At 46.5% G+C, this 22,452-nt stretch carries 26 protein-coding genes; 13 read left to right on the forward strand and 13 right to left on the reverse strand.

What is annotated here, in order from left to right:
• Positions 1–20: 20 nt before the first annotated feature.
• The gene (locus HQ865_RS26005; RefSeq protein ID WP_237073631.1) at positions 21–365 is read left to right on the forward strand and encodes a 3-oxoacyl-[acyl-carrier-protein] synthase III C-terminal domain-containing protein; all 345 of its coding nucleotides are present in this window, start codon (positions 21–23) and stop codon (positions 363–365) included.
• A 16-nt stretch (positions 366–381) separates the two neighbouring features.
• Here HQ865_RS26005 and HQ865_RS25440 read toward each other — a convergent pair whose 3' ends face one another.
• On the reverse strand, positions 382–633 hold the full coding sequence (locus HQ865_RS25440) for a hypothetical protein (RefSeq protein WP_173417597.1): 252 nt from the start codon (positions 631–633) through the stop codon (positions 382–384).
• 42 nt (positions 634–675) lie between these two features.
• A complete protein-coding gene (locus HQ865_RS25445; protein WP_173417598.1) occupies positions 676–984 on the reverse strand; it encodes a hypothetical protein in 309 nt (102 codons plus the stop codon).
• 139 nt (positions 985–1,123) lie between these two features.
• Between HQ865_RS25445 and HQ865_RS26080 the strand changes: the two genes are divergently transcribed.
• Positions 1,124–1,258 carry a hypothetical protein gene (locus HQ865_RS26080; RefSeq protein WP_262889706.1) on the forward strand — a complete coding sequence of 45 codons (135 nt, stop codon included), beginning with the start codon at positions 1,124–1,126 and terminating at the stop codon, positions 1,256–1,258.
• A 34-nt stretch (positions 1,259–1,292) separates the two neighbouring features.
• Here the strand turns inward: HQ865_RS26080 and HQ865_RS25450 are convergent, their stop codons facing one another.
• The 3 genes from HQ865_RS25450 to HQ865_RS25460 all read right to left on the reverse strand — a co-directional run bounded on the left by HQ865_RS25450 (position 1,293) and on the right by HQ865_RS25460 (position 3,324).
• The gene (locus HQ865_RS25450) at positions 1,293–1,664 is read right to left on the reverse strand and encodes a group III truncated hemoglobin (protein WP_173417599.1); all 372 of its coding nucleotides are present in this window, start codon (positions 1,662–1,664) and stop codon (positions 1,293–1,295) included.
• Positions 1,665–2,216: 552 nt separating this feature from the next.
• Positions 2,217–2,906: a YoaK family protein gene (locus HQ865_RS25455; RefSeq protein ID WP_237073632.1), complete on the reverse strand. Its 690-nt coding sequence runs from the start codon at positions 2,904–2,906 to the stop codon at positions 2,217–2,219.
• 91 nt (positions 2,907–2,997) lie between these two features.
• Positions 2,998–3,324 (reverse strand): PAS domain-containing protein, encoded by a 327-nt coding sequence (locus HQ865_RS25460; RefSeq protein ID WP_317170054.1) that lies wholly within the window; start codon positions 3,322–3,324, stop codon positions 2,998–3,000.
• 754 nt (positions 3,325–4,078) lie between these two features.
• On the opposite strand from HQ865_RS25460, the gene HQ865_RS25465 reads away from it, so the two are divergent.
• From HQ865_RS25465 to HQ865_RS25515, 11 genes are all read left to right on the forward strand, one after another.
• The gene (locus HQ865_RS25465; RefSeq protein WP_173417602.1) at positions 4,079–4,660 is read left to right on the forward strand and encodes a hypothetical protein; all 582 of its coding nucleotides are present in this window, start codon (positions 4,079–4,081) and stop codon (positions 4,658–4,660) included.
• Positions 4,661–4,840: 180 nt separating this feature from the next.
• Complete coding sequence (locus HQ865_RS25470; protein WP_173417603.1) at positions 4,841–5,464, forward strand: YceI family protein; 624 nt, start codon at positions 4,841–4,843, stop codon at positions 5,462–5,464.
• A 12-nt stretch (positions 5,465–5,476) separates the two neighbouring features.
• Positions 5,477–6,856, forward strand: coding sequence for a hypothetical protein (locus HQ865_RS25475; protein ID WP_173417604.1), 1,380 nt, complete (start codon positions 5,477–5,479; stop codon positions 6,854–6,856).
• A gap of 63 nt (positions 6,857–6,919) precedes the next feature.
• Positions 6,920–7,327 carry a hypothetical protein gene (locus HQ865_RS25480; protein ID WP_173417605.1) on the forward strand — a complete coding sequence of 136 codons (408 nt, stop codon included), beginning with the start codon at positions 6,920–6,922 and terminating at the stop codon, positions 7,325–7,327.
• Between the two features lie 14 nt (positions 7,328–7,341).
• Complete coding sequence (locus tag HQ865_RS25485) at positions 7,342–7,956, forward strand: YceI family protein (protein ID WP_173417606.1); 615 nt, start codon at positions 7,342–7,344, stop codon at positions 7,954–7,956.
• 126 nt (positions 7,957–8,082) lie between these two features.
• Complete coding sequence (locus HQ865_RS25490; RefSeq protein WP_173417607.1) at positions 8,083–8,517, forward strand: RrF2 family transcriptional regulator; 435 nt, start codon at positions 8,083–8,085, stop codon at positions 8,515–8,517.
• A 47-nt stretch (positions 8,518–8,564) separates the two neighbouring features.
• Positions 8,565–9,833, forward strand: coding sequence for a hypothetical protein (locus HQ865_RS25495; protein ID WP_173417608.1), 1,269 nt, complete (start codon positions 8,565–8,567; stop codon positions 9,831–9,833).
• 12 nt (positions 9,834–9,845) lie between these two features.
• Positions 9,846–10,805 carry an iron-sulfur cluster repair di-iron protein gene (gene ric / locus HQ865_RS25500; protein ID WP_173417609.1) on the forward strand — a complete coding sequence of 320 codons (960 nt, stop codon included), beginning with the start codon at positions 9,846–9,848 and terminating at the stop codon, positions 10,803–10,805.
• Between the two features lie 47 nt (positions 10,806–10,852).
• A complete protein-coding gene (locus tag HQ865_RS25505) occupies positions 10,853–11,644 on the forward strand; it encodes a DUF2249 domain-containing protein (RefSeq protein WP_173417610.1) in 792 nt (263 codons plus the stop codon).
• Between the two features lie 77 nt (positions 11,645–11,721).
• Entirely contained in the window at positions 11,722–12,897 is a 1,176-nt protein-coding gene (locus HQ865_RS25510; RefSeq protein ID WP_173417611.1) for a hypothetical protein, read from the forward strand.
• Positions 12,894–13,226 carry a metal-sulfur cluster assembly factor gene (locus HQ865_RS25515; RefSeq protein WP_173417612.1) on the forward strand — a complete coding sequence of 111 codons (333 nt, stop codon included), beginning with the start codon at positions 12,894–12,896 and terminating at the stop codon, positions 13,224–13,226. The genes HQ865_RS25510 and HQ865_RS25515 overlap by 4 nt, the downstream gene beginning before the upstream one ends.
• A 55-nt stretch (positions 13,227–13,281) precedes the next feature.
• Here HQ865_RS25515 and HQ865_RS25520 read toward each other — a convergent pair whose 3' ends face one another.
• The 8 genes from HQ865_RS25520 to HQ865_RS25555 form a co-directional block, all read right to left on the reverse strand.
• Positions 13,282–15,816 carry an adenosylcobalamin-dependent ribonucleoside-diphosphate reductase gene (locus HQ865_RS25520; protein ID WP_173417613.1) on the reverse strand — a complete coding sequence of 845 codons (2,535 nt, stop codon included), beginning with the start codon at positions 15,814–15,816 and terminating at the stop codon, positions 13,282–13,284.
• Between the two features lie 109 nt (positions 15,817–15,925).
• Positions 15,926–16,693, reverse strand: coding sequence for an ABC transporter permease subunit (locus HQ865_RS25525; RefSeq protein ID WP_173417614.1), 768 nt, complete (start codon positions 16,691–16,693; stop codon positions 15,926–15,928).
• Positions 16,690–17,418: an ABC transporter ATP-binding protein gene (locus HQ865_RS25530; protein WP_173417615.1), complete on the reverse strand. Its 729-nt coding sequence runs from the start codon at positions 17,416–17,418 to the stop codon at positions 16,690–16,692. Before HQ865_RS25530 ends, HQ865_RS25525 begins: the two co-directional genes overlap by 4 nt.
• Positions 17,415–18,653 (reverse strand): nitrous oxide reductase family maturation protein NosD, encoded by a 1,239-nt coding sequence (gene nosD, locus HQ865_RS25535; protein WP_173417616.1) that lies wholly within the window; start codon positions 18,651–18,653, stop codon positions 17,415–17,417. The genes HQ865_RS25530 and nosD overlap by 4 nt, the downstream gene beginning before the upstream one ends.
• Positions 18,653–19,078, reverse strand: coding sequence for a nitrous oxide reductase accessory protein NosL (locus HQ865_RS25540; RefSeq protein WP_173417617.1), 426 nt, complete (start codon positions 19,076–19,078; stop codon positions 18,653–18,655). Before HQ865_RS25540 ends, nosD begins: the two co-directional genes overlap by 1 nt.
• Entirely contained in the window at positions 19,075–19,653 is a 579-nt protein-coding gene (locus tag HQ865_RS25545; protein WP_173417618.1) for a hypothetical protein, read from the reverse strand. Before HQ865_RS25545 ends, HQ865_RS25540 begins: the two co-directional genes overlap by 4 nt.
• A gap of 59 nt (positions 19,654–19,712) precedes the next feature.
• Positions 19,713–21,683 carry a Sec-dependent nitrous-oxide reductase gene (gene nosZ / locus HQ865_RS25550; protein ID WP_237073638.1) on the reverse strand — a complete coding sequence of 657 codons (1,971 nt, stop codon included), beginning with the start codon at positions 21,681–21,683 and terminating at the stop codon, positions 19,713–19,715.
• A gap of 40 nt (positions 21,684–21,723) precedes the next feature.
• Positions 21,724–22,227: a c-type cytochrome gene (locus HQ865_RS25555; protein WP_237073640.1), complete on the reverse strand. Its 504-nt coding sequence runs from the start codon at positions 22,225–22,227 to the stop codon at positions 21,724–21,726.
• Positions 22,228–22,452 lie beyond the last annotated feature (225 nt).

Below are 22,452 nucleotides of genomic sequence, written 5' to 3' on the forward strand. Positions count from 1 at the left end.
AGCCAGTCACAGCAAACGGCATGATCCATCAGAATGGTAAGGCGGTGTTCAAATGGGCGGTACAGCAAATGAGCCAAAAGGTTCTTGAACTATTGGAAATAAATAGAATGCTGGCCAGCGAGTTGGATTGGATAATTTTACATAGCGCTAACCTTCGAATTATTGAAGCAGTGGCCGAAGCAACAGGTTTTCCACTAAGTCGCATGCTCACCAGCATTGAATCATTTGGTAACACATCCTCCGCTTCAATACCCTTGGCCTGGGATATGGCCGCCCAATCAGGTAAGTTAAGACAGGGAAATAAAGTATTATTGCTTGGTTTCGGTGGCGGGTTAACTTATGCAGGTGTAATTATAGAGGTATAATAATTGTGAAGACGATTTAAAAATTATGCTTTTTGATATGAAAATGTCCGTTGATAGCTTTTCCGATAAGTTGAATAAGTTCCGTGTCAAAAGTCACATCATTTCCTTGATGGCTTTCTACCCAAACATCAGCATTATCCAGGTGAACTTTACAGTTTACACCTTCTAAAAGAATTTCAAAAGACAGATCTCTTTTACATGGTGGGGTTAATACATAATACATATAAGCCCGCTGATTGTATTTGATCCATAAAGGCAAGCCGATCATCGATCTGATTAATAAATAATTTTATAAGATCCAGGCATAAATTTAAGCTAAATCTTCAACAAAAAGATGATTAAATAACCGGCTTGACCTGTTGATCAATTTAATATCAAATTTGCGTTCAGCGTCTATATAAAGTATCAGGACCGGTTGGGTTGCGATAAAGGGCGAGGTGTGTTTAAAACGTAATAAAATAGTCTCTTTATCGCAATTTACCCCGGCTTTTAGTCGGGCAGCTTTGATGAAATCTTCAGCGATTGTGTGCAATAATTGCATGTTTTCATCGCTGTCTTCAGTGTTGAACTGATACCCTGCCTGTTTCAGGTCATAACCCATATTAAAAGTATCCTTCATCTTACTGCTGTCGTCTTCACTTTATTAACAAAAGTAAGTTATTTAGCAACATACAGGACAGTAAAATATCAGGAAGAATACTGATTTTTATCATACAAGTTCACTTTCCCTGACGTAAAGAATCACTTAATTTTGTGGCATGGAAAAACAAAAAACAGATTATTCTTTTTGGACAAAGTACAAAAAGTTTGCTGGTAATGAGATCCTGTTATACCTGGTGATGGTTATCGGCATTATTGCCGGAATTATTATTTTCAGCTACATCAAAGGATAGCGAATCGGCCGTGCTGACTTAATGCGTTATATCGCTATTTAGATTTGCTTAACCGGAACATAAGGAGGTTGCTCATTGCCTGTGCTGTCTCTTTTGCGTCAGCAGCTGTTTCACCCTCAAAATACCGATCGATCACCTGTTCGAATAATTGTAACCACCGATTAAATTGGACCTGAGTAAGTGTTAGCGGTGCGTAATGAGCAAATGGATTACCCGTATAACCCGAAGTTTTAAGGAGCGCTGCTTCCCAATAAGCGCAGATACCATTAAAATGTGCAACATCGCTCAAGTCAATCTTACCGCTAAAAGGAGGGCCTGTAATCGGGTCGCTAATTACGGCATAATGGAAAAGCCGGATCATGTAGCGGATATCAGCCAGGTTATTTATGCCACGTTTATCCATCATATCTTTAATAATTTTACACTCACGACAGGCTGAGAATTTTGCGGCATTGTTCGGCACTTAACTTTAGGCAATTTAGTGGGCGTTGATTAATAAAAATCTCAAAAAAGACAGCTAAAAAACTGATTTTTATCATAAAGATTTTTTGGGGTAAGCTGAAGTCCATATTTTAGGGTTTGCAGACAAAAGGATAAGCTACCTGCAAAGTCAGCATTCCTGCAATTTTTTTTAATTATTCATTATGATGTCTAAAATCCTGGCAACAATAGCTATCGGTTTTTTTTATTACGCACGTTCTTCTATTGTTTGGATCTTTTTCACGTAAGAAGATATTATAATTCGCACATTGCGCTCTGGCTGACAGGGCTGGTTGTGTTTGCTTATAGCTGCTATATATCATGATTCCGGTCAAGCTGGTTTTATTGATTACTTTGACACTTTCTACCACAGGATCATGATCCTTGTTTTCACATTGTTGCTATCGATGGCCGCTCATGCCCTTGTGCGGCTCCTTGTGCCGCCGCTGGTACGTCGCCTTTAATAATCAGAGTGAATTTAGTGATGGGTGTTTTTAATAGTTCCCTTTACCGAATACAAGCCTGCGCGGTAATACTGTTTTGCTTTGATACGTAGAATATCATATGTTAAGGCAAATATTAAGATTATTACCGGAACAAAAAAGCAATAGAAGGAAAAGCGCTGAAATAGATAAGCGCCGCTCACCGCGCCCGCCATAAAGAAAAAAATAATAGAAAAATGAAGTTTTATCTTCTGTTTAACGATCGATTTTTCTTTCGCTTCTGTTCGAAACAACTGTGCCAGTTCGATGCCCAGATCTGTAAAAGTCCCTGTAAGATGCGTAGTTCGGACCGCTGCTCCTGATACAACCGTTACCAGTGCGTTTTGTAAACCCATCGCAAATAAAAGACTGCCCGCAAAAAACTCTTTCGAAATTAAAGTGCCGTTGTAATTGTGCCCGGTTAAGGCTGTAACTGTTAAGATCACAATCTCCACCATTACCGGCAGTAGATAAGAAAAACGTTGATTTCGCCCGATCAAAGAAATAACCAGGCTTGAAAAAAAAGCCCCTGAAAAAAAAAGACACATCCATAAGGCGATCACCTGTGCGGTTTTCCAGTCCTGGAGAGCTATCCTTTCCGCGAAAAGGGCCGCATGGCCGGTAACATTCGTTGTTAATACCGAAAAACCTAAAAATCCCTCTGCATTAACTAAGCCTGCGGTCAAGCCCAAAAGGACTGTTAACCTTAAATTGTGGCGTGCAGTACGTTTCGATCCGAGGTGTCTTAACATTTAAATTTATTTGTCAAACCGTTAATTATAATAGGGTATATATAAGTTCTATTATTCTATATCTCCAGCAGGAAAATGAAATTCCTATAAGTTTTTGATTTAAAATCACCCGGGAAATAGTCAAATTCACAGGAATTTCCTTGTCAGACTTGGAAATTAATAGTGTATCCTTAAGTTCGGCTCGAATACCGATCAGAATAAATCGAACTTGTTCTAAAATATGCAACTGAAGTTCTTTATGAAAAACAGACATAACATGAGCACCTGTAATTTCTTCTTTGTTAAATTTAAAAAATACTATTGCTGTGGGATTGCAGGCATTAATGGCACCGTTCAAGTCACAGGCAAATATAGGTTAGGAAGGTGTATTGAGTATATTTTCTTTAAATTCAATGCCCATTTAATCCATTACTAACTTTTTACAAAGTTATATTAAAAAATTAAGGGTCAAAAGTGCGAATAAGGTATTAAAATACCGTTTGGGAAATCATAAGTATTTTCATTTAGAACATGTCTTATTTTTGAATTCCATCAGTTTAATTAGCAGGAGATTGCTCTATTTCAATTACATAACCTTTGTGTCCGTTAATTATAGTTCTCATCATAATATCAGGCTGAAAATTACTTCAATCCACTATTTTAAAGGTACTGGAAAATATTTTCATTACTAATATACGCAGTTATAATGTAACCAATCGAAGTCCAAGTATTGCAAACCCATATTTTTTAAATCAAAATGCTTCTAAAAGTTTAGTTAAAAACAGGCTATGATCCTTCGGACGCCTCGGCCGGCAATGGCAGCCGGTAGGGCGGTCTGCTTTTGCCTGTATTTAGATCCGGGCCTCCCCCGTATCACACGAAAGACGGTTCAACGGATAGCCTATCCGGACTTTTTTAAGGGTCTTCATTGAGCCTTTGCTTGAGGTAAATTTATACCTCTTTGGCGTACACCAATCAGAATTTGTAGATCAGATCTACGATTCACGGGAAAAACAGAGTAAAAGCGATTTGTCTGCGCTGGCCGACAGGCTTCGGCAAAATTCGGATAAGGTAAACGACGGTTCTTTTAAACCTACCATTCAGCAATGCAGCAAAGGGGGAACCTTATGGTCGCCGTTAACGAGCTTATCGCTAAAAACCATATCCTGATGTCTGTAATTGCGGCTCATTGTAAGGATGACTTTTTTGTCTGGGTAAACACCGATCATGCCAGCCAGATCATGACAGCATCAACTACCTGGTATTGGTGCTGCCCCACCAAGCCTGTTTTTGTGGGTTCCAGAAAGATCGCTTTTGCGAGTGAACTTGACGGTTACAATCCGGAGATATTTGACCGCCTGTTCGACTCGGAAATTATGATCACCCATATCGGTGAGGCCGCGCTAGGTGAGCCTACTGAAAAATATATCCTGAAGCGCCATGTAGAAAGCGGCAGCGGCCAGATCAAAAACTTAAAATTCAGATACTGGGGCATTCAAAATAAAAGCGTGACCGCAGGGCTTGAATGGCTGGCCGAGCAGGCCGATATCGACCTGATGGTGCTGATCCACCGTAAGCGCAATATCTTCCAAAAACTGTTTCAAAAAAAGTGTGACCAAGAAGCTGGCCAACCAGTTAAGAAAACCGATACTGGTTTTTCCGGCCAATTTGAAACGAACGCCGGCACAGATAGCTTAACACCATTTTAAGCCGTTTTGCAAAAATGCCTGAAGCTATGCGCTCCGGGCATTTTTTATTTGACGACGGTCACTATTAAGGAAAAAAACATCCCTTTTGGCGTGATTCCTATCACTTATCGAAGCCCCTTCAGGTCATTCCTCACCCCGGCAGAGCGGGCTACTTTTGAGTCGTAATTAAAACAATATATTATGAATCACTTCTATAAAAAAATATTGTCCGCCCTGGTGTTCGCAGCGATCATCATCGGCGCAGCCGTCCAGCAACTGCGGGCGCAGACCTTCAAATTAATCCCTGAGAAAGATGCCACCATCAAGGTGCTCGGTTCATCGAATGTACATGACTGGACGTTAGTTTCATCATCCATGGAAAGCCAGGGTGAATTCAAGATCGAAGAAAACCAGCTTCGTAGTATTGCTGCCTTCACGTTTTCCCTAAACGCCAAAAGCCTGAAGAGCGAACATGAGTCAATGGACGGTCGGACCTACAAAACCATGAAGGCCGACCAATATCCAAAGGTTACTTATAAGCTCACCTCGGCCACCATAAACGCAGCTTCAAAGAATAAATACCAGGTGAAGGCGACGGGCGACCTGGCCATCGCAGGCGTTACACAAACCATTGTAATGAACATCCTCGCAACGGTCAATCCCGATAATACGATCACTGTTACCGGTTCCGAAAACCTGAAGCTGACCGACTTTAAGATTGAGCCGCCAAGATTTATGCTGGGCGCCATGAAGGTCAAAAACGACCTGACCATACAATTCAACCTGACCTATAAAAACAATCAGCTATTAACTAAAACCTTATAAATAAGCACTGTTATGAAAACAAAATATTTAACCCTAATTGCTGCTGTTACCCTTTCAGCGATGAGCTTTGCTCCCCTTGTTACCCATGCTCAGGATGGACAAATTCAATTTTACCGCCCCAACAATAAAAGTGGCATCAATGTATTTGAAACCAGTAAAAAGGATACCGTCAAATTCACGGGACTAAAAGTAAAGATCGGAGGTGGGTTTACCCTGGCTTATCAAACCCTGAAAGCCTCAAACACAGCGACCCCGGTAATTAAAACAGTGGGAACCTCAACTGGTGACGTAAACAGCATCACACCGTTATATAACGGTTTTAACCTGCCGATGGCCAACCTGATCTTTGACGTACAGTTAGCGGACGGTGTCCGGTTGAACCTAACCTCTTACCTGTCTGCCAGACACCACGAGGATACCTGGGTAAAGGGCGGTTATTTACAGATCGATAAAATGCCATTCTTACATAGCCCGCTGATTGATGATATCATGAAAAGTGTGACCATCGTGGTGGGACAATCTGATGTGGACTACGGCGACCAGCATTTCCGCAGATCAGATGGCGGTAATACGATATATAACCCGTTTATCGAAAATTATGTAATGGATGAATTCGCTACCGAGATCGGTATGCATGTCTATTATAAATGCCAAAAAACCGGGTTGTTCGCCATGGGCGGGATCACCGACGGCGAACTGAATGCGGTGACCATCGCCCCAACCAAAGTCGATGCGGCAACAGGTCAGGTCAATAAATTTCCGCCGGCATTTTTGGGTAAACTGGGTTACGACAAACAATTGACCACGGATTTCAGATTACGAATCTCCGGTTCATTTTACACTGTAAGCAGTGCGAACAGTAACACGCTGTTTGGCGGCGATCGTTCCGGATCAAATTACTTTAATGTAATGTCCAACCCGATCACTGCGGCAGGGACTACCTTGACCCAGGCAGTAGATTACAATGCTTTTTCCGGCAGGTTCAATCCCGGCTTCAGCGAGGAGAACCACAGCTTTATGGGTAACCTGTTCCTGAAATACAAAGGCCTTGAATTTTTCGGTACGATCGAAAACGCCAAAGGACGTGCAATCACCGAAACCACCAACCGGAGCGCAAAACAATATGCGGGCGACCTGGTGTACCGCTTCCCTGCTGAAACTGAGAATTTCTGGATAGGTTACCGCTACGATACCGTGAACGCAACCATTACCGGTAACAGCACCGATGTAACTGTTAACCGCTCTGCAGCCTCTGCCGGCTGGTTCCTGACCAGAAATATCATGATGAAAGGTGAGTATGTCAGTCAGCAATATAAAGGCTATGATGCGACCAATTTGTTCAATGGCGGCAAATTCAGCGGGCTGGTCATTCAGGCGGCGATCTCCTTTTAACCAAAACTTTTAATTCAAGCCCCCTTAAGCCATTTATGGGGGCTTGTTTCATCCATTAACAAAATGAAAAAGACCCTGCTTTCCGGGCTGATCGCCGGCTGTATATTGTTTGTGGTAAGCTATGGCAGCCTTTACCTGGCCGTAAAATATTTCCCATCGCTTTTTACGGATTATTTTAATCCCCTGTTCAATTCCGACGGTAGCCGGGATGTGCTTTTTTACTTGCATGCATTCGTCTTCAGCTTTGCACTTTCCTGGTTTTGGGACCGCTTTAAAGGGATGTTCAGAGGGTACTTTATTTTAAGAGGTGTCGAATTCGGACTGGTCTACGCCTTCATTGCGCTGCTGCCGGTCATGTGGATATCCTTTAGTGCGCTGGACATCACCGTCGCCATGGTTACCAGCTGGTTCTTTTACGGGCTGGTTCAGGCTTCCCTTGCCGGAATGGTCTTTGCTAAAATTAATCCCTGATCAATATAACCGTTATGCGCTTCGCTAATTTAGGATGGCTGATCGTCCTGTTGCTGCTGACCGGATTTACAGGTATACACAAACCGGCTGAGCCAGGAGATACCGAAAGATGGCTGATCAATAAGTCCAGCAGCTTAACGATCAACGGCAGCACCAACATCAATAAATTCGCTTGCGAAATCCCCGGTTACGGACAAACCGATACGTTGATCCTGTCCAGGGACCGCGGTAATATTACCCTTTCAGGTAGCGTGGTCTTAAAAATCCGGAACTTTGACTGTCATAACGCGATCATGACTAATGACCTGCGCAAAACGCTGAAAGAACCCGTGATGCCCACATTGAGGATCAGTTTTCTCTCCCTGAGTAAAATGCCTGCACTTTCCGCTCATCCGGAAGTGATCACTGGCCTTGTCGATATTGAACTGGCCGGCGTAAAAAAACGCTTTGAGATCACTTACCAGGTATCCGCCGACTCGCCGAATGAATTTCACCTGTTGGGCGCACGTAATGTAACCTTTTCCGATTTTAACCTGATCCCTCCGCGAAAACTAGGTGGCATGATCAAAACTAATGATAAGCTCAGCGTTACTTTTCATCTGGCGATCACCCCCCTCGCCAAAAGTTAACTGCCAACTGACCAACATCACATTTTGGCGTGACCCCGGTCATGCTCTGTGAAGTGAAAAGCTTAAACCTTTGTAGGGACGTTTTCCCGGTCATCCCTGATAGAACGTTGATTAAATCTGATCATTATGTTTTCAAAATCCAGTGAATATGCTATCCGCGCGGCGATCTATATCGCGGCCGAGGGTACACGGGATAAAAAGATAGGGATCGGTGAGATATGCGATCATATCGTTGCCCCGCGGCACTTTACGGCCAAGATCCTGCAGGTGCTGACCAAAAACCACATCATCAGTTCGCAGGCCGGCGTGAATGGCGGGTTTTACCTGGATAATGGGCAGCCGGCGATCTCCCTGATCGAGATCGTTAAGGCAGTTGACGGCGATGGTCTTTTCAAAGGCTGCGGCCTTGGACTGAAGGAGTGCTCTGAAACAGAACCCTGCCCGATCCACCACCAGTTCAAACCGATAAGGAACGCCATCATCAAGATGATGCACGATGCCACGATAGCCGGGATGGCTGCCGAACTGAAAAAGGGAGGCGGTTTTTTAAGAAAGCATTAGTTAGTTCATTGATCAATGAAAGATAAAAAGGTCTTTATATGCCACAAATGATGATAAAAAGGAAACATAACTGGATTACCCTATGCTTATTCAACCTCGCCCTGGTGGCGATGCTGGGTGCCGTTTTACGCAGTAAGATCCTGTTTTCTATACCCTGGCTGGACTTCAAATATATCCTGAACGCACATTCGCATTTTGCTTTCGGCGGCTGGATAACGCTTTGTCTGCTAACCTTATTCACCTATGAACTACTACCTGAAAAATTCAGCAGCCAACGCAAATACAATTGCCTGCTGGGCAGTATATTCTTGTCCGCAGCAGGGATGCTGGTAAGCTTTCCCTTCCAAGGTTATGGATTTTGGTCGATCTCTTTTTCTACCCTTTTTATTTTTGCGACTTACGCCTTTTCCTGGTTCTTTATCCGCGACCTGCGCAGATCAGGGGTTCCGGGATATATTTTTCAACTGGCGGTTATTGCATTGCTGGCCCTGTGTATTTCTTCCGTAGGCCCGTTTACGCTCGCATATATGCTGGCCACCCATTCGGCCAACCTCCTTTTATATAAGGATTCCATTTATACTTACCTGCATCTGCAGTACAATGGCTTTTTTACCCTGGCTATTTTTGCGATATGGTTCGGAAGGATTAGTCATTCCTGGACCGGTAAAACACGGCAACAAGCAGCACGGTTTGCGGGCTTACTGTCGGTTTCGGTATTGCCGACCCTCTTTCTTTCCTATTTATGGCATTACCCGAATATCCTGATCCGCAGTATCGCAGTAAGCGGTTGTATGCTGCTGGTAGCTTGTCTGAACTACTTTATCCCCGTGTTTAAAACCGCCTGGGCAGGCCTGAGATTCGGATCAAAACCATTACGGATATTGACAGGACTGGCAATGACCGCCTTCTTTGCCAAAACTTTGATGCAGGCAGGGATCGTTTACCCTGCCTTGGGCGCGTTGATATTCGATAACCGGCCGGTGATCATCGGTTACCTGCACCTGGTCATGTTGGGGTTCGTTACGCTTTTCCTGCTGGCGCATCTTTTTCTCAACGGGTATTTCAGCCCGGCGAGCAAGCCTACGATATGGGGTATTATCCTATTTACCGCAGCGGTCATGATCAATGAACTGCTCCTGATGACACAAGGACTCGCTGCGATGCTCTCCGCCAGCTGCTCATTCTTTCCGCTTTGGCTGTGGTTGACCGCACTCTTGCTTTTCGGCGGCGCTCTGGTGATCGCCCTCGGGGCAGTCGACTATCGGCGGTCACTGCGCAGAGAGCTTTCTACTGAAACAACAAAATCTTTAACATAAATAATGAATAATATGAACCAGACTGAAGAATTACAACCCGAAGTATTAGATGTGACCATCATTGAACCACGCTTAAAACACCCGACCATATTTGCCCGTTTTGACGCGCTTTTACCGGGCGCTGCGCTGATCATCCACAATGATCATGATCCCAAACCGCTTTATTACCAGCTATTAGGTGAACGGGGCAACTGTTTTACCTGGAATTATTTGGAGAACGGGCCGCAAACATGGGAAGTGGAAATTCGTAAGAACGAGACGGGTGAACAGGCCCAGACCCTGGGGGAGATCGTTGCCAAAGATTTACGTAAAGCCGAAGTGTTTAAAAAGTTGGGGTTGGATTTTTGCTGCGGTGGCAAAAAAACTTTGGAAGCTGCCTGCCGGGAGAAAGGACTTGATGTTTTAACGGTCCGCGCAGAACTGGAAAAACCACAAACTGTTCCGGCCGCTGCACAGCATGATTTTGGCTCGTGGAGCCTGGCCTTCCTGGCGGACTATGTCGTCAACGTTCATCATGCCTACGTGAAGACCAACCTGCCGATGTTACTGGAGCTCAGCGAAAAGGTGGCTAAACGTCATGGTGGCGCTCATCAGGAGCTGATTACCGTCTATAATAAAGTAACAGCGATGGGCAGCGAACTATTGCTGCACCTGAAGAAAGAGGAAACCATCCTGTTCCCTTACATCAAACAGCTGGAGGCCCGGGCCAATGGGCAGGATGTGCCATTAACCTTTTCCTCTGTGAAGGAACCTGTTGCCGTTATGGAAAACGACCATGACATCGTCGGACGCCTGGCGGAGGATATCAAGGCCCTGACTAATAATTATACCCTCCCGGAAAATGCCTGCAACAGCTATGGCTTGTTGTTTAAAAAGCTGGAAGAGTTCGAAAATGATCTGCACATGCATATCCACCTCGAAAATAATATTCTGTTCCCCAAAGCGATCGCGCTGGAACAGGCAGGAAGCTAATTTAGAACCGCCGGACCGGCTTGATCAGTCCGGCTTACCCAATATTTATGACCATAAATAACGATTCCAAGATCAGTGAGATCATCAAGGCTGACAGCCGTGCTGTCGATGTCCTGGTGACGCTTAACCCTTTCTTTAAAAAGCTCAAAAACCCGATCCTGCGAAAAGTATTAGGTGCCCGGGCGACCGTGGCTGACGCCGCAAAGATCGGCAATTGTTCCAGTGAGCTCATTTTGTCTACGCTGGGCGGTATCGGCTTTGAGGTGGATCTCACCGGAGAAATTGCCGGTGCAAAACTGGAAACGATCGGCGAATATTCCACGCGGGAATACGATCAGGTGTTTGACGCGCGCCCGCTGCTGGCCACAGGAAACGATCCTTTCCAGCAGATCATGGAACAGCTCAAAAGTATTCGTGCCGGGCAAACCCTGCTGCTAATCAATTCTTTTGAGCCGGCGCCGCTGATCAAAATTTTAGCGTCCCGCCGATATGTGATATCTGTACTGCGAAAAGCCCCGGATCTGGTAGAAACTTATATAACTGCGGGCGACGAAATTGGCGACGAACCTGGGGAGCGACAGACAGGTGGGGACTTTGGCGCTTTGCTGGAAACTTTTGCCGGAAGGCTGGAGACGATCGATGTGCGGGGGCTGGAAATGCCCCGCCCGATGATCACGATCCTGGAACAACTGGAAAAGTTAGCGGAAGGCCAAGCCCTGTACGTTCATCATAAAAAGATTCCGGTTTATTTGCTGCCGGAATTAACAGAACGTCATTTTAAATTTTCCTGGCAAGCCGCCGGAGAAGGCATTGACCTCATCATTTATCCCGGACAATAATGGAAATGCCAGCCCACCAGGTACCGCGCAAACGAGCGATCCTGCCCTATTATTTAGCGGCGGTAATTTCACTGCTTATGATTTCCGTACTGACCCTGTTTTCGATCAGTGATTTTCGTGGTCATTTCTTTCAGCCGCATATACTGGCTATTACACACCTGACCGTTTTTGGCTGGGCAACGATGATGATCATAGGGGCAAGTAACCAGTTGATCCCGGTAGTAGCCGATAAAAAACTGTACAGTGACCGGTTGCCTGTATTATCGTTTTTACTGATCATTATAGGGACCTGTCTGTTGGTGCACGCCTTCTGGATATTTGAACTGGGCGCGATGATCTTTACCGGGGCGGGGCTGATACTCACCGCGCTGATCCTGCATGTGACCAATATTATCTTAACGACACGAAAAGCGGCCACAGCAATCGCCGTTGATTATATTATTACCGCTCATCTTTGGCTGATCATCACCGCGAGCATCGGCCTGCTCCTGCTACTGAACTTCCGGTTTGGGCTGCTGCCGGAAAACCACCTGCATTACCTGCGGATACATGCTTCGGTTGGAATGGCGGGCTGGTTCCTCCTACTGGTGATCGGGGTGAGTTCCCGGCTGGTACCCATGTTCTTATTAAGCCGGAAGGAGGTCAAAAAATACCTGACGGCAGCTTATTACCTAATCAATACCGGGCTGGTGTTTTTACTGGCCGAAGGTATGATCTTCCAAACCGCTAAGGGCCTGCTGCTGGAGGTCGCGCTGGTAGTAGGCGGCATCGCCTGTTACCTGGTTTACCTGGTTCATTGCTACCGGAGCGCCATCCGGAAAAAAATGGATGCCGGTATGAAAATGACCACGGTAGCTATCGCGGCCATCGCTTTGCCTTTCCTGCTGCTACTGGCCACCCTGTTTTGGTATAAGGAAAATCCGATTAATATTATATCCGCCTATGGCTATGCATTCTTCGCTGGTTTTATCACGATCCTGATCATGGGACAAACTTTCAAAACGCTGCCCTTTATTATTTGGATGCACTTGAACAAACCGGACAGGATCGCTGACCTGCAGCCTAAGGATCTGTATGAGGAAAAGTTGGTCACCATTCAACTTTACCTCTATCTCTCCGGGTTTATGCTGTTCCTTTCAGGTATCCTTTTTAAAAGCCAGTGGCTGATGTACCCCGGCAGCGCACTAATGACCTGCGCCGCATTACTGTACGCCGGTCATGTTTTTTACATGGTCAATAAACTCAGGAAATGATCGAGATCGCTATCACCGACCCACAATACCAGGAAAAGCTGCTGCTGATGGAAATGCTTTCCATCGTCAAGGACCCTGAACTGGATCTGAACATCGTTGACCTCGGGCTGATCTATGGGGTTTCCTTTGATCTACAGGAGAAAAAGATCAGCATCCTGATGACGCTTTCTACTCCCGCCTGCCCGGCAGGCGACTATATCCGTTCGGCGGTTGAAATGACCGCGGAGAAGGCCTTTCCCGCTTTTACTATTGCGATAGAGATCACTTTTACGCCAGCTTGGTCAGCCGATATGATCAGTGAAATGGGACGCCAGGAATTAGGTTGGTAAAAAGTTGCACAAACTCATAAAAAAGCCTGCCGGATTCTGGCAGGCTTTTTTGTACTTAGCCGCATTTGGAGGAGCCGCAATCCTTACAGGTCAGACAACCCTCCTGGTAATGAAGATTGGTTGATTGACATGTCCCGCATTGCTGCTTCCGGGCCTGGGTGCCATTAGGGATATATTTCTTCAGTGCCCGGGCCACCCCATTCTTCCAAGTATTGATCGCTTCATCGAGTTGGAGGCTGTTGATCAGGTCCACGATCTTTTCAATGGGCATACCATGCCGCAGCGTGCTGGAAATCAGCTTGGCATAATTCCAGTATTCCGGGTTAAACTTATAAGACAGGCCCTCAATGGTGGTCTTATGTCCGTGACGGTTTTTGTATTGAAAATCATAACGCGACAATCCTTCCGCGTCCCGGCTTTTGACGATGATTCCTTCATTTACCCATTTCGGGATCAACAGGCCGTCTTCATCATCCGCAAGCCCTGTAAAGATCTCGTAAGGTTTTCCTTCAATGAGGCCGATAAAGGCGATCCATTTATCCTTACTGTTCTGAAAGCGGACGATTTCCGCTTCCAGTAGGGCGGGCCGTGTCGTCGGAAAGCTGGCCGACTCCCCGTTTGTTGCTGTTGGGCTATTGGACACCAGCACGCCCGAACGGCAACCGTCCCGGTACACAGTAACGCCCTTGCAGCCCGCTTCCCAGGCCGCCATATACAATTGGCCAACCAGTTCCTCGGAAACGTCCGCGGGCATATTAATAGTCACACTGATCGAATGGTCTACCCATTGCTGTATGGCCCCTTGCATTTCTACTTTTTTAAGGTAGTCCACATCATTCGCGGTAGCTTTATAATAAGGCGACAGGGCTACCAAGCTATCCAGCTCCTGCTGGGAATAATGCTTATCCGTATCATAGCCGTTAACTGTCATCCATTGCCGGAAGCGGTGATGAAAGACTACGTATTCTTCCCAGGAATCGCCAATAGCGTCGACAAAATCCACGCGGGCATCCAAATCGCCCGGATTGACCTTCCGCCGCCGTTTGTAAACCGCCATGAACACCGGTTCGATACCGGAGCTGGTTTGAGACATCAGGCTGGTCGTGCCCGTAGGAGCGATGGTCAGCAAAGCGATATTCCGGCGGCCATGCTCCAGCATTTCGAAATAAAGCTCCGGGTCAGCATCTTTCAGGCGCAGGATAAATGGATTTTCCTTCTCCCGCCCGCTATCGAAAATAGGGAACGCCCCCCTGCACTTGGCCATAACGACGGAAGCCCGGTAAGCTTCAAGCGCCACGGTCCTGTGTACTTCGACAGCAAAAGCCGTTCCTTCCTCACTGCCGTAACGCAATCCCAAAGCGGCCAGCATATCACCTTCGGCTGTAATGCCTATACCTGTACGACGGCCTTCCGTCGCTTTTTTCCGGATATTCAGCCATAGGTTCTTTTCGGTGCGCTTTAGTTCAGCATCCTCCGGATCATGAGCGATCTTTTGCAGAATAGCGTCGACTTTTTCCAGTTCCAGGTCAATGATGTCATCCATTAACCGCTGGGCGGCTTGGATATGTTTGCGGAAAAGTTCCCAGTCAAAACGCGCAACCGGAGTAAAAGGACGGTCAACATAGCTGAACAGATTGATCGCCAGCAGGCGGCAGGAGTCATAAGGACAAAGCGGGATCTCGCCGCAGGGATTGGTCGATACCGTTCCGAAACCCAGGTCTGCATAGCAATCGGGCACGGATTCACGAATGATCGTATCCCAGAACAAAACGCCCGGTTCGGCGGACTGCCAGGCATTGTGGATGATCTTTTCCCAAAGCTGCACCGGGTCAATAGCCTGTTGGTATAGCGGCTGGCCGCTGTCGACCGGGTATTGCTGACGGTAGGGCAGCCCCACTTTAATGGCCTGCATAAAATCATTATCGATACGGACGGAAATATTGGCTCCGGTAACCTTGCCCTGGTCCAGTTTCGCATCGATAAAATCCCCGGCGTCCGGGTGTCGGATAGCGATGGATAACATCAGCGCGCCGCGCCGCCCATCCTGAGCAACCTCCCGGGTGGAGTTGGAGAAGCGTTCCATAAATGGCACGATTCCGGTCGAAGTCAGGGCGGAATTCTTCACCGGAGAGCCCTTTGGCCTGATATTAGACAGGTCATGGCCGACTCCGCCACGTCTTTTCATTAACTGCACCTGCTCCTGGTCGGTTTTCATAATCCCACCGTAAGAATCGGCATCACCGCTGTGACCAATCACGAAGCAATTGGAAAGGGAAGCGATCTGATATGGGTTGCCGATACCCGTCATCGGGCTTCCCTGAGGAATGAGGTACCTGAAATCCCGGATTAACTCATAGATTTCACCGGCGGTCAGCGGTGCGGGATAGTTTTGTTCGATCCGTGCGATCTCGCCGGCGATACGGCGGTGCATGTCATCGGGCGAACTTTCAAAGAGATTACCGAACGAATCTTTGAGGGCATATTTACTTACCCATACCCTGGCCGCCAGCTCATCTCCGTTAAAATAGGCGAGCGATCTTTCGTAAGCTTCTTCGGCAGAATAGGTTTGCGTTTGTTCAGCAGTTTCCATGGTCAGTTGAAATTAGGTATATCAGTTTTTTAGCTTTGGTATCAAGCAGAAAAAGCCGCCCGGTTCGGGCGGCCGTTTTTGTTTATCAGCACCAGCGGGTCATTTATAATTAAAGGTCTTTTTTGTTAAATCTCCGGATGGCATACATTAAGGGTAAAATCACCCACAGGCTCAAACAGGCAATGCTATATAGGCTGCCCACCACAGAACCCATGAATTCTTTAAACAGTGCCCCTGAATAACCCATCATCACTGCTACGTCCAGCTGGAGCAGCACCAGGATACGACCCAAATCGACCGGATTCAGGGAGATTATGCCCAGCAATGGTTTATCGATCGGATAATCGCTGAACGAATAAATAAAGGATAACAGCAATCCGTCAAATAAAAGGGTGAAGAACAAAGCCGTAATGATGGCCGCACCAATCCCTTTGGTCTTGTCTTTAAAGACCACGAAGATCAGCAGGGCCAGGGCCGTAAAAATAAGGGTAAGGAATAAGCCGCTCAGCAGTAACGTGAGTGATGCCAGACTATAATTTAAAAAGATGACCGGTAAGCCGACCCCCAGCAGATAGGCCAGCGATAAGGATAAAGCAACTCCTGTGAACTCGGCAACCAGCATAACACGCCGTTTGATCGGATGCGCCAGCAGCAATTCGGTAAATTCCACAGAATTGAACAGGTAGATCGTTGCGAACAAAACGCTGATAATCGGCACGAACAGCAAAGTGATATTGAGCAAACTCAACAGACCTTTAGATGAATTGCCGCTCATGCTCAACACGCTCACTGACAGAACAGCCAGGATCAGCGTATAAACTAGGATCGTTTTGTTACGAAGCAGGTCAAGCAGTACATATTTAATGATCGTTTTCATACGCCGAAGTGTTGGTTGATAAAATCTTTTTGCATGAGGGTTGCGATCACTTTATTCAGCTTTTGCTCCCCGGTGGCCACCTTGAGTTCCTCCACATCCTTGTAAAAGACGAGCTTGCCGTCCTGCAGGTAAACAACATGGCTGGTAATCTCGTCCAGGTCACTTAATACGTGCGAAGTGATCAGGATCAGTTTGCCTTTATTCCGCTCCTTGACGATCTTATCCTTCAGCAGTTCACTCGCCAAAGGGTCAAGCCCCGCGGTTGGTTCATCCAGGATCAGGATATCCGGCCTGAATAAAAAAGCGAGACAGGCGCTTACCTTCTGACGCGTACCGCCGGAAAGGCTGCGCATCGTTTTATGCTGTATCGCTGGCAAGCCGAAGCTTTCCATTAATTCTTCATCATGATCGCGATGGTCGCTGCGGATTTCCTTCAGCATATTGATCACCTGTTTGATGGTCATATTTTCCGGGTAGCGCCCGATCTGTGGCATATAGCCGATGCGGGACCGGTAGGCAAAATCGGTTTTTACCTGTGCGTCATTAATGGCAATCGACCCGCTTTCCGGTATAACCAGACCGAGGATGGATTTGATCAGCGTCGTTTTACCGGATCCATTCGGCCCCAGGAGCGATACAGTATTGCCGCGCTCCAATTGCAGGCTGAGATTATCCAGCGCTTTGAACCGGCCAAATGATTTACTGAGGTTAGTTATCGTGATCATAATTTTATTTTTTTCATAAGCGGCTCCTCGTCCTTTAGTTTATCGGGAATGACCGTTGGCATCACTTTTTCCACCTGATCCATGATATCGCTCAGCAGGCTGTGATAAAGGATCATCGCAGATGGGATTTTCTCCGTGATTACGGAATATACACTTACCGGATAATAAGGCACATCGCCCACATTGTTGCGGTTCAGGTCATAGCCATCATATTTATCCCAGTAGTTCCGGTTAAAAGTATTGAGCATCATGGTGCCGTTGGTGGCTACATCGAAGGAGTTACCGATAAAATTATTACCGGTAAAATCACCGCCGCTGCAACTGGCCTGTACACGCGCTGCCCAGCCGTTATCCTGAAAAAGGTTGCGTTTTACTTCAATGCGGGTCGTGCTTTCCATATGCAAGCCGACCGTGTTTTTGACGAAACGATTGTGTTCGATATAGCTGTCGGTGATCTCTTTCAATAGCAAACCGTAGGAGGAATCTCCCCAGTTATGGAGAAACAGGTTATCCCGCATGACCACCCCTTTGGAATACATGACGGCTACGCCGGCACCATTATCCTGAAATATGTTTTGGGTATAGGTATCGCGGTGAGAGAACATAAAATGCAGCCCGTACCTTGAATTGCCGAAAGAGCGGTTTTGGCTAATATGGGAATCCGTCACAAACTCAAAATAGATTCCGTCACGTTGCCCATATACCGTGTTTTTCTCGATGGTCAGGTGGTCAGACTTCCAGGCATGGATGCCATTGCCGCCGTTTACCTCGTCGCTGACATCACAGTGGATCAGGTTATTGATAACCCGGCATTGGGAAGCATTCTGAAGGTAAACGCCAAAAGTATTATTTAATAGCCGGTTATTGAAAATGGCAATATTTTTTGCGCCTACGATCTTGATCCCCGCCATATCTGTCATGCTGGCTTTGCCGACATGCTGCAGCTGCAGGCCGCTGATCGACACACCGTCAGCCTTTACCAGGAGTAACTGGTATTTATTTTCTCCGTCAATCTGAGGGTAGCCTGTGCCGATCAGGGCCAGTTTTTTATCAATAATAAGCTCATGTTCCCGGTAAAGCCCGGCTTGAATTATTAAGGTGTCTCCTGGCACAGCCTTTGAAATGGCCCGGTGAAGGCTGTTTGCTCCCGGCACTACGCGAATCTCCGTACAATTGCCTTCCCCAGCGGAAAGCAGCAGTATCCATATCCAAAATATACCGGCAGCGTATTTCATTATTCAAGGTTTGACAAGGTGAGCAATTTGGTTTCCGTTCCAGCATTAGCAGCAGCGGTCTTATTCATATAAGCGGCGAGATTTCCATTCATCGGCGAGTGCAGTTTCTCATTACGGATAAAGACCGCCTGGCGGGCATCTAAAAATTGTCCGCCGGGATGATCAAAATCAGCCACGTAGATTTTCATGCCGGGATCGTTGACATGTTCCTCCTTTAGGTAATTCAGCAGGCAGCCAAAATCATCAAATTTATAGGCACGGCCCTTACTGGTCAACAGTTCTGCGGTGAATCTTTTATCCACAATGGTCATGCGGCAATGCGTGCAGTTGTCATGTCCGTAATTTACCGGCTCAAAGCCGGGCTTGCAGCCTGGCAGCAATAAAACCATCATGGCGGCCCTGCATAGATTTAATAGCTTTTTCATGGGGTTACACTTTTTTTCCATTCGTAAATAGTAGCTGCTACCAAGATAACACCTGCGCAGATGTAACACCAGCCGGCAATGTCAGGCTGCGACAGCACCTCGAAATTCAACAGCTTTTTATAGCCGAACAGTGGGGGTTGATAAGACATCCCCGGAACCTTGATCGGCGCCGCCGGGTCCAGATTGTGGCCGTAATTGTATTCCCATTTATAAAAATCATAAAAGGAAAAGATGGCGATAAAGGTGAATGCCCCGGCCCACAAATAGTAACCAACTTTTTTATTCAGGAAAAGGACCACCATGCCTAACATCATGAAGATCAGCAGCGTAGTCGGCAGAAACACAAACTCCGGAAAATCCCGTTTGTGAATCGTGCTCATACCGATATAATGATTCAAGCCGTTGATAATATCGACATCACCTTTTACGTCATTGATCCAGATCTTCATGGATAAACCGCCTGGGTATTGTGGGGCGCGCAGATCGATTTGCCACATCGGAAATAACCACAGCGACACTAACAGTACGATCACGGCAATGATGCTTATTTTTCCGGATTTAGTTAACTTTTTCATTTTCTGGCCTATAAAAAAGGCAATGCCGCAATGCAGCATTGCTTTCTATCTGTGTTAAATTATTTTGCAGCAGTTTCCGGTGCGATAACGCCTGAACCAAATTTCAGCGGTACGTTGGCACCTTTAGGCGATACCCTTAAATAACCGGACATTTCCTGATGCAGTGCAGAGCAGAAGTCGGTACAATAGAAAGGATAAATACCTTGTTTAACCGGGCTGAATTTGATGCTTTGTGTTTCACCCGGCATGATCAGTAAGTCTACCGAAGGAGAATTCTTGATCGCAAAGCCGTGCGGGATATCCCAATCCTGCTCCAGGTTGGTTACATGGAAATAAACCTCATCACCTACAAATACGCCCTCGATATTATCCGGTGTTAAGTGTGACCGAATGGCGGTCATGTAAACATCTACCCGGTTCCCAGTGCGGACTACCTTGGTCTTTTTCTCACCCATCGATACGAACTCGTTATGGTTTTTATTGATGTCAAAATATTTGACCTGTTTATCCTTAATCATGCTCGCAGGCAAACCCTGGCCATAATGCGGCTCGCCGGTAGTAGGAAAATCCAGTAACAGTTGCATTTTATCTCCCGTAATGTCATATAACTGGGCAGACTGGCACAGCTCCGGACCTGTCGGCAGATAACGGTCTTTGGTGATCTTATCATAAGCCACCAGGTACTTGCCGGATGGCTCGCGGGTGTCACCACCAGGAATCATGATGTGACCCACAGAATAATAGGTCGGTGCACGGTCCAGTACCTGCAGGTCGCTGAGCCGCCATTTTACTACCTCTGAGGAAAGGAACATTGAAGTATAGGCATTGCCTTTACCGTCAAATTCAGTATGCAGCGGGCCTAAACCTGGTTTTTTGACTTCGCCATGCAACGCAGCTTCGTATTTGATCACCGGTATTCCGTAAAAGTCGCCTTCAAAACTTTTGTTTTTAATCGCAGTCTGGATCTTATCAAACGAGAACACCGGGATCAGGGCAGCCAGTTTACCACTGCCAACAATATACTCACCGGTAGGATCAACATCTGCGCCATGCGGAGATTTAGGACAAGGGATCATATAGATCATGTCCGGGCAATCCTTAGGATCTAATGTCAGCACATCTTTTTCCATGACGGTCGAGGCTTTCTGGGTATTTTCATCAAAAGTATTATGGGCGTAAGAAGCCGGCACGATGTGGCCTTTACCACTCTTCGCATATTCTTCGGCTTTTTTCCAGTTCACCGCTACAATAAAGTCTTTATCTTTTTGGGAAGCATTCACTTCCAGCATGGTATAGGCTTGCTCTGTATTGTAGCACGAAAAGAAGAACCAATCATGTGAAGGTCCTTTACCCGCGTGGCTCAGATCCAGGTTCATACCCGGAAGAACGATCTGAAAAGCGATCTTCATATGGCCGCTGTTCTTATCTACACTGATAAAGGAAGCTGTACTTTTAAAGTTCTTTTTAAAGGAACTGATCGGCACATCGGCGTCCCCCAATGGTACGGAGAAACGGGTACCGGCGACAACGTATTCAGTATTTTCAGTAGTGAACGGTGAGGAATGGTTACCGGCACTGTTCGGAATCTGGAGGATTTCCTGGGTACGGAAATTGGTCAGGTCGATCCTGGCTACCCTCGGCGTATTATTTGCATTGGCAAATAACCAGCGACCATCCTGCTTACCGTTAGTCTGCGATAATTCCAGGTGGTGCTGGTCATCCCAGTCCACCTTGCCATTGGTCGTGTTCAGCATAGCTTTGGTTTCCTCGCTGTAACCATAACCGTTCTCAGGAAATACCGAAAATACGGGAATAGTCTTAATTAACCTGCCGGAAGGCAGACCGTAAACGGTCACATTCCCGCTAAAACCACCGGAAACAAAATTATAGAACTCGTCATATTTGCCGGGTGCCACGTAGACTCTGGAAGCCGCATCGCCCGACACTACAGAATCGGCTGTTTTCATTTTACAGCTTTGCAGGGATGCCACCGCGGCAACCGCACAAAGCGTTATCAAGGCTCTTTTCATGATATGCATTGTATTGTTAAATTATTAGGTGAAAGGGTTGCTATTTTTTTCCATCGTTGTTACGCATGAACTCCAGGATATGACGGGCATCGTCATCCGTCAAATGCTGGTTCGGCATGCGGACCATACATTTTTCCAGCAGGGCTTGTGCATTTGGGTCCTTGTCGATCATCTCGTCTGTATTAGTCACGAAATTCATGATCCATTCTGGCTTGCGCCTGTCGGTTACCCCTTTCCAGCCTGGTCCAACCAATTTTTCATCAGTCAGTTTGTGGCAGCTGCTGCACTTTACATCGAATATGGACTTGCCCTGGCTCACCATGTTCTGATCGAGCGGAGACGTCAGTTTAACATCCGTGAATTTTCCCAGGCCTTTTTCATTGGCCGTGGATGCCGCAGCCGGCTTGTCGGCTGCCGGTGCCGCCGGGGCGCCGCTGCCGGTTTCATCAGCTGATGCCCCGTTTCCCGGTCCGCAGCTGAACATGAATAGCGATGTGATCACCGCTATTACTACTGTTGTCAAAGTGAGCTTTCTGTTCATCATTGTCGTTTTATGAATTGTTATTGGTAAAGGCTTCACCTTTTAAGCGGTATCACGCAGCTCATTGCAGAACACGGCGCCTAGCGATCAAGACCCATAAATTATTTAAGACAAAAGTGTCCGTAATTGATCGGTGGGGACATGACGCAACTCAGTTTTAAACATGATCCTTGTCACTTTCCGGGAAAAATGTTTGGAATAATTTTGTGGCAGTTCGGAAACTGTATC

Origin of the sequence: Mucilaginibacter mali (assembly GCF_013283875.1) — a bacterium.
Lineage (GTDB): Bacteria > Bacteroidota > Bacteroidia > Sphingobacteriales > Sphingobacteriaceae > Mucilaginibacter > Mucilaginibacter mali.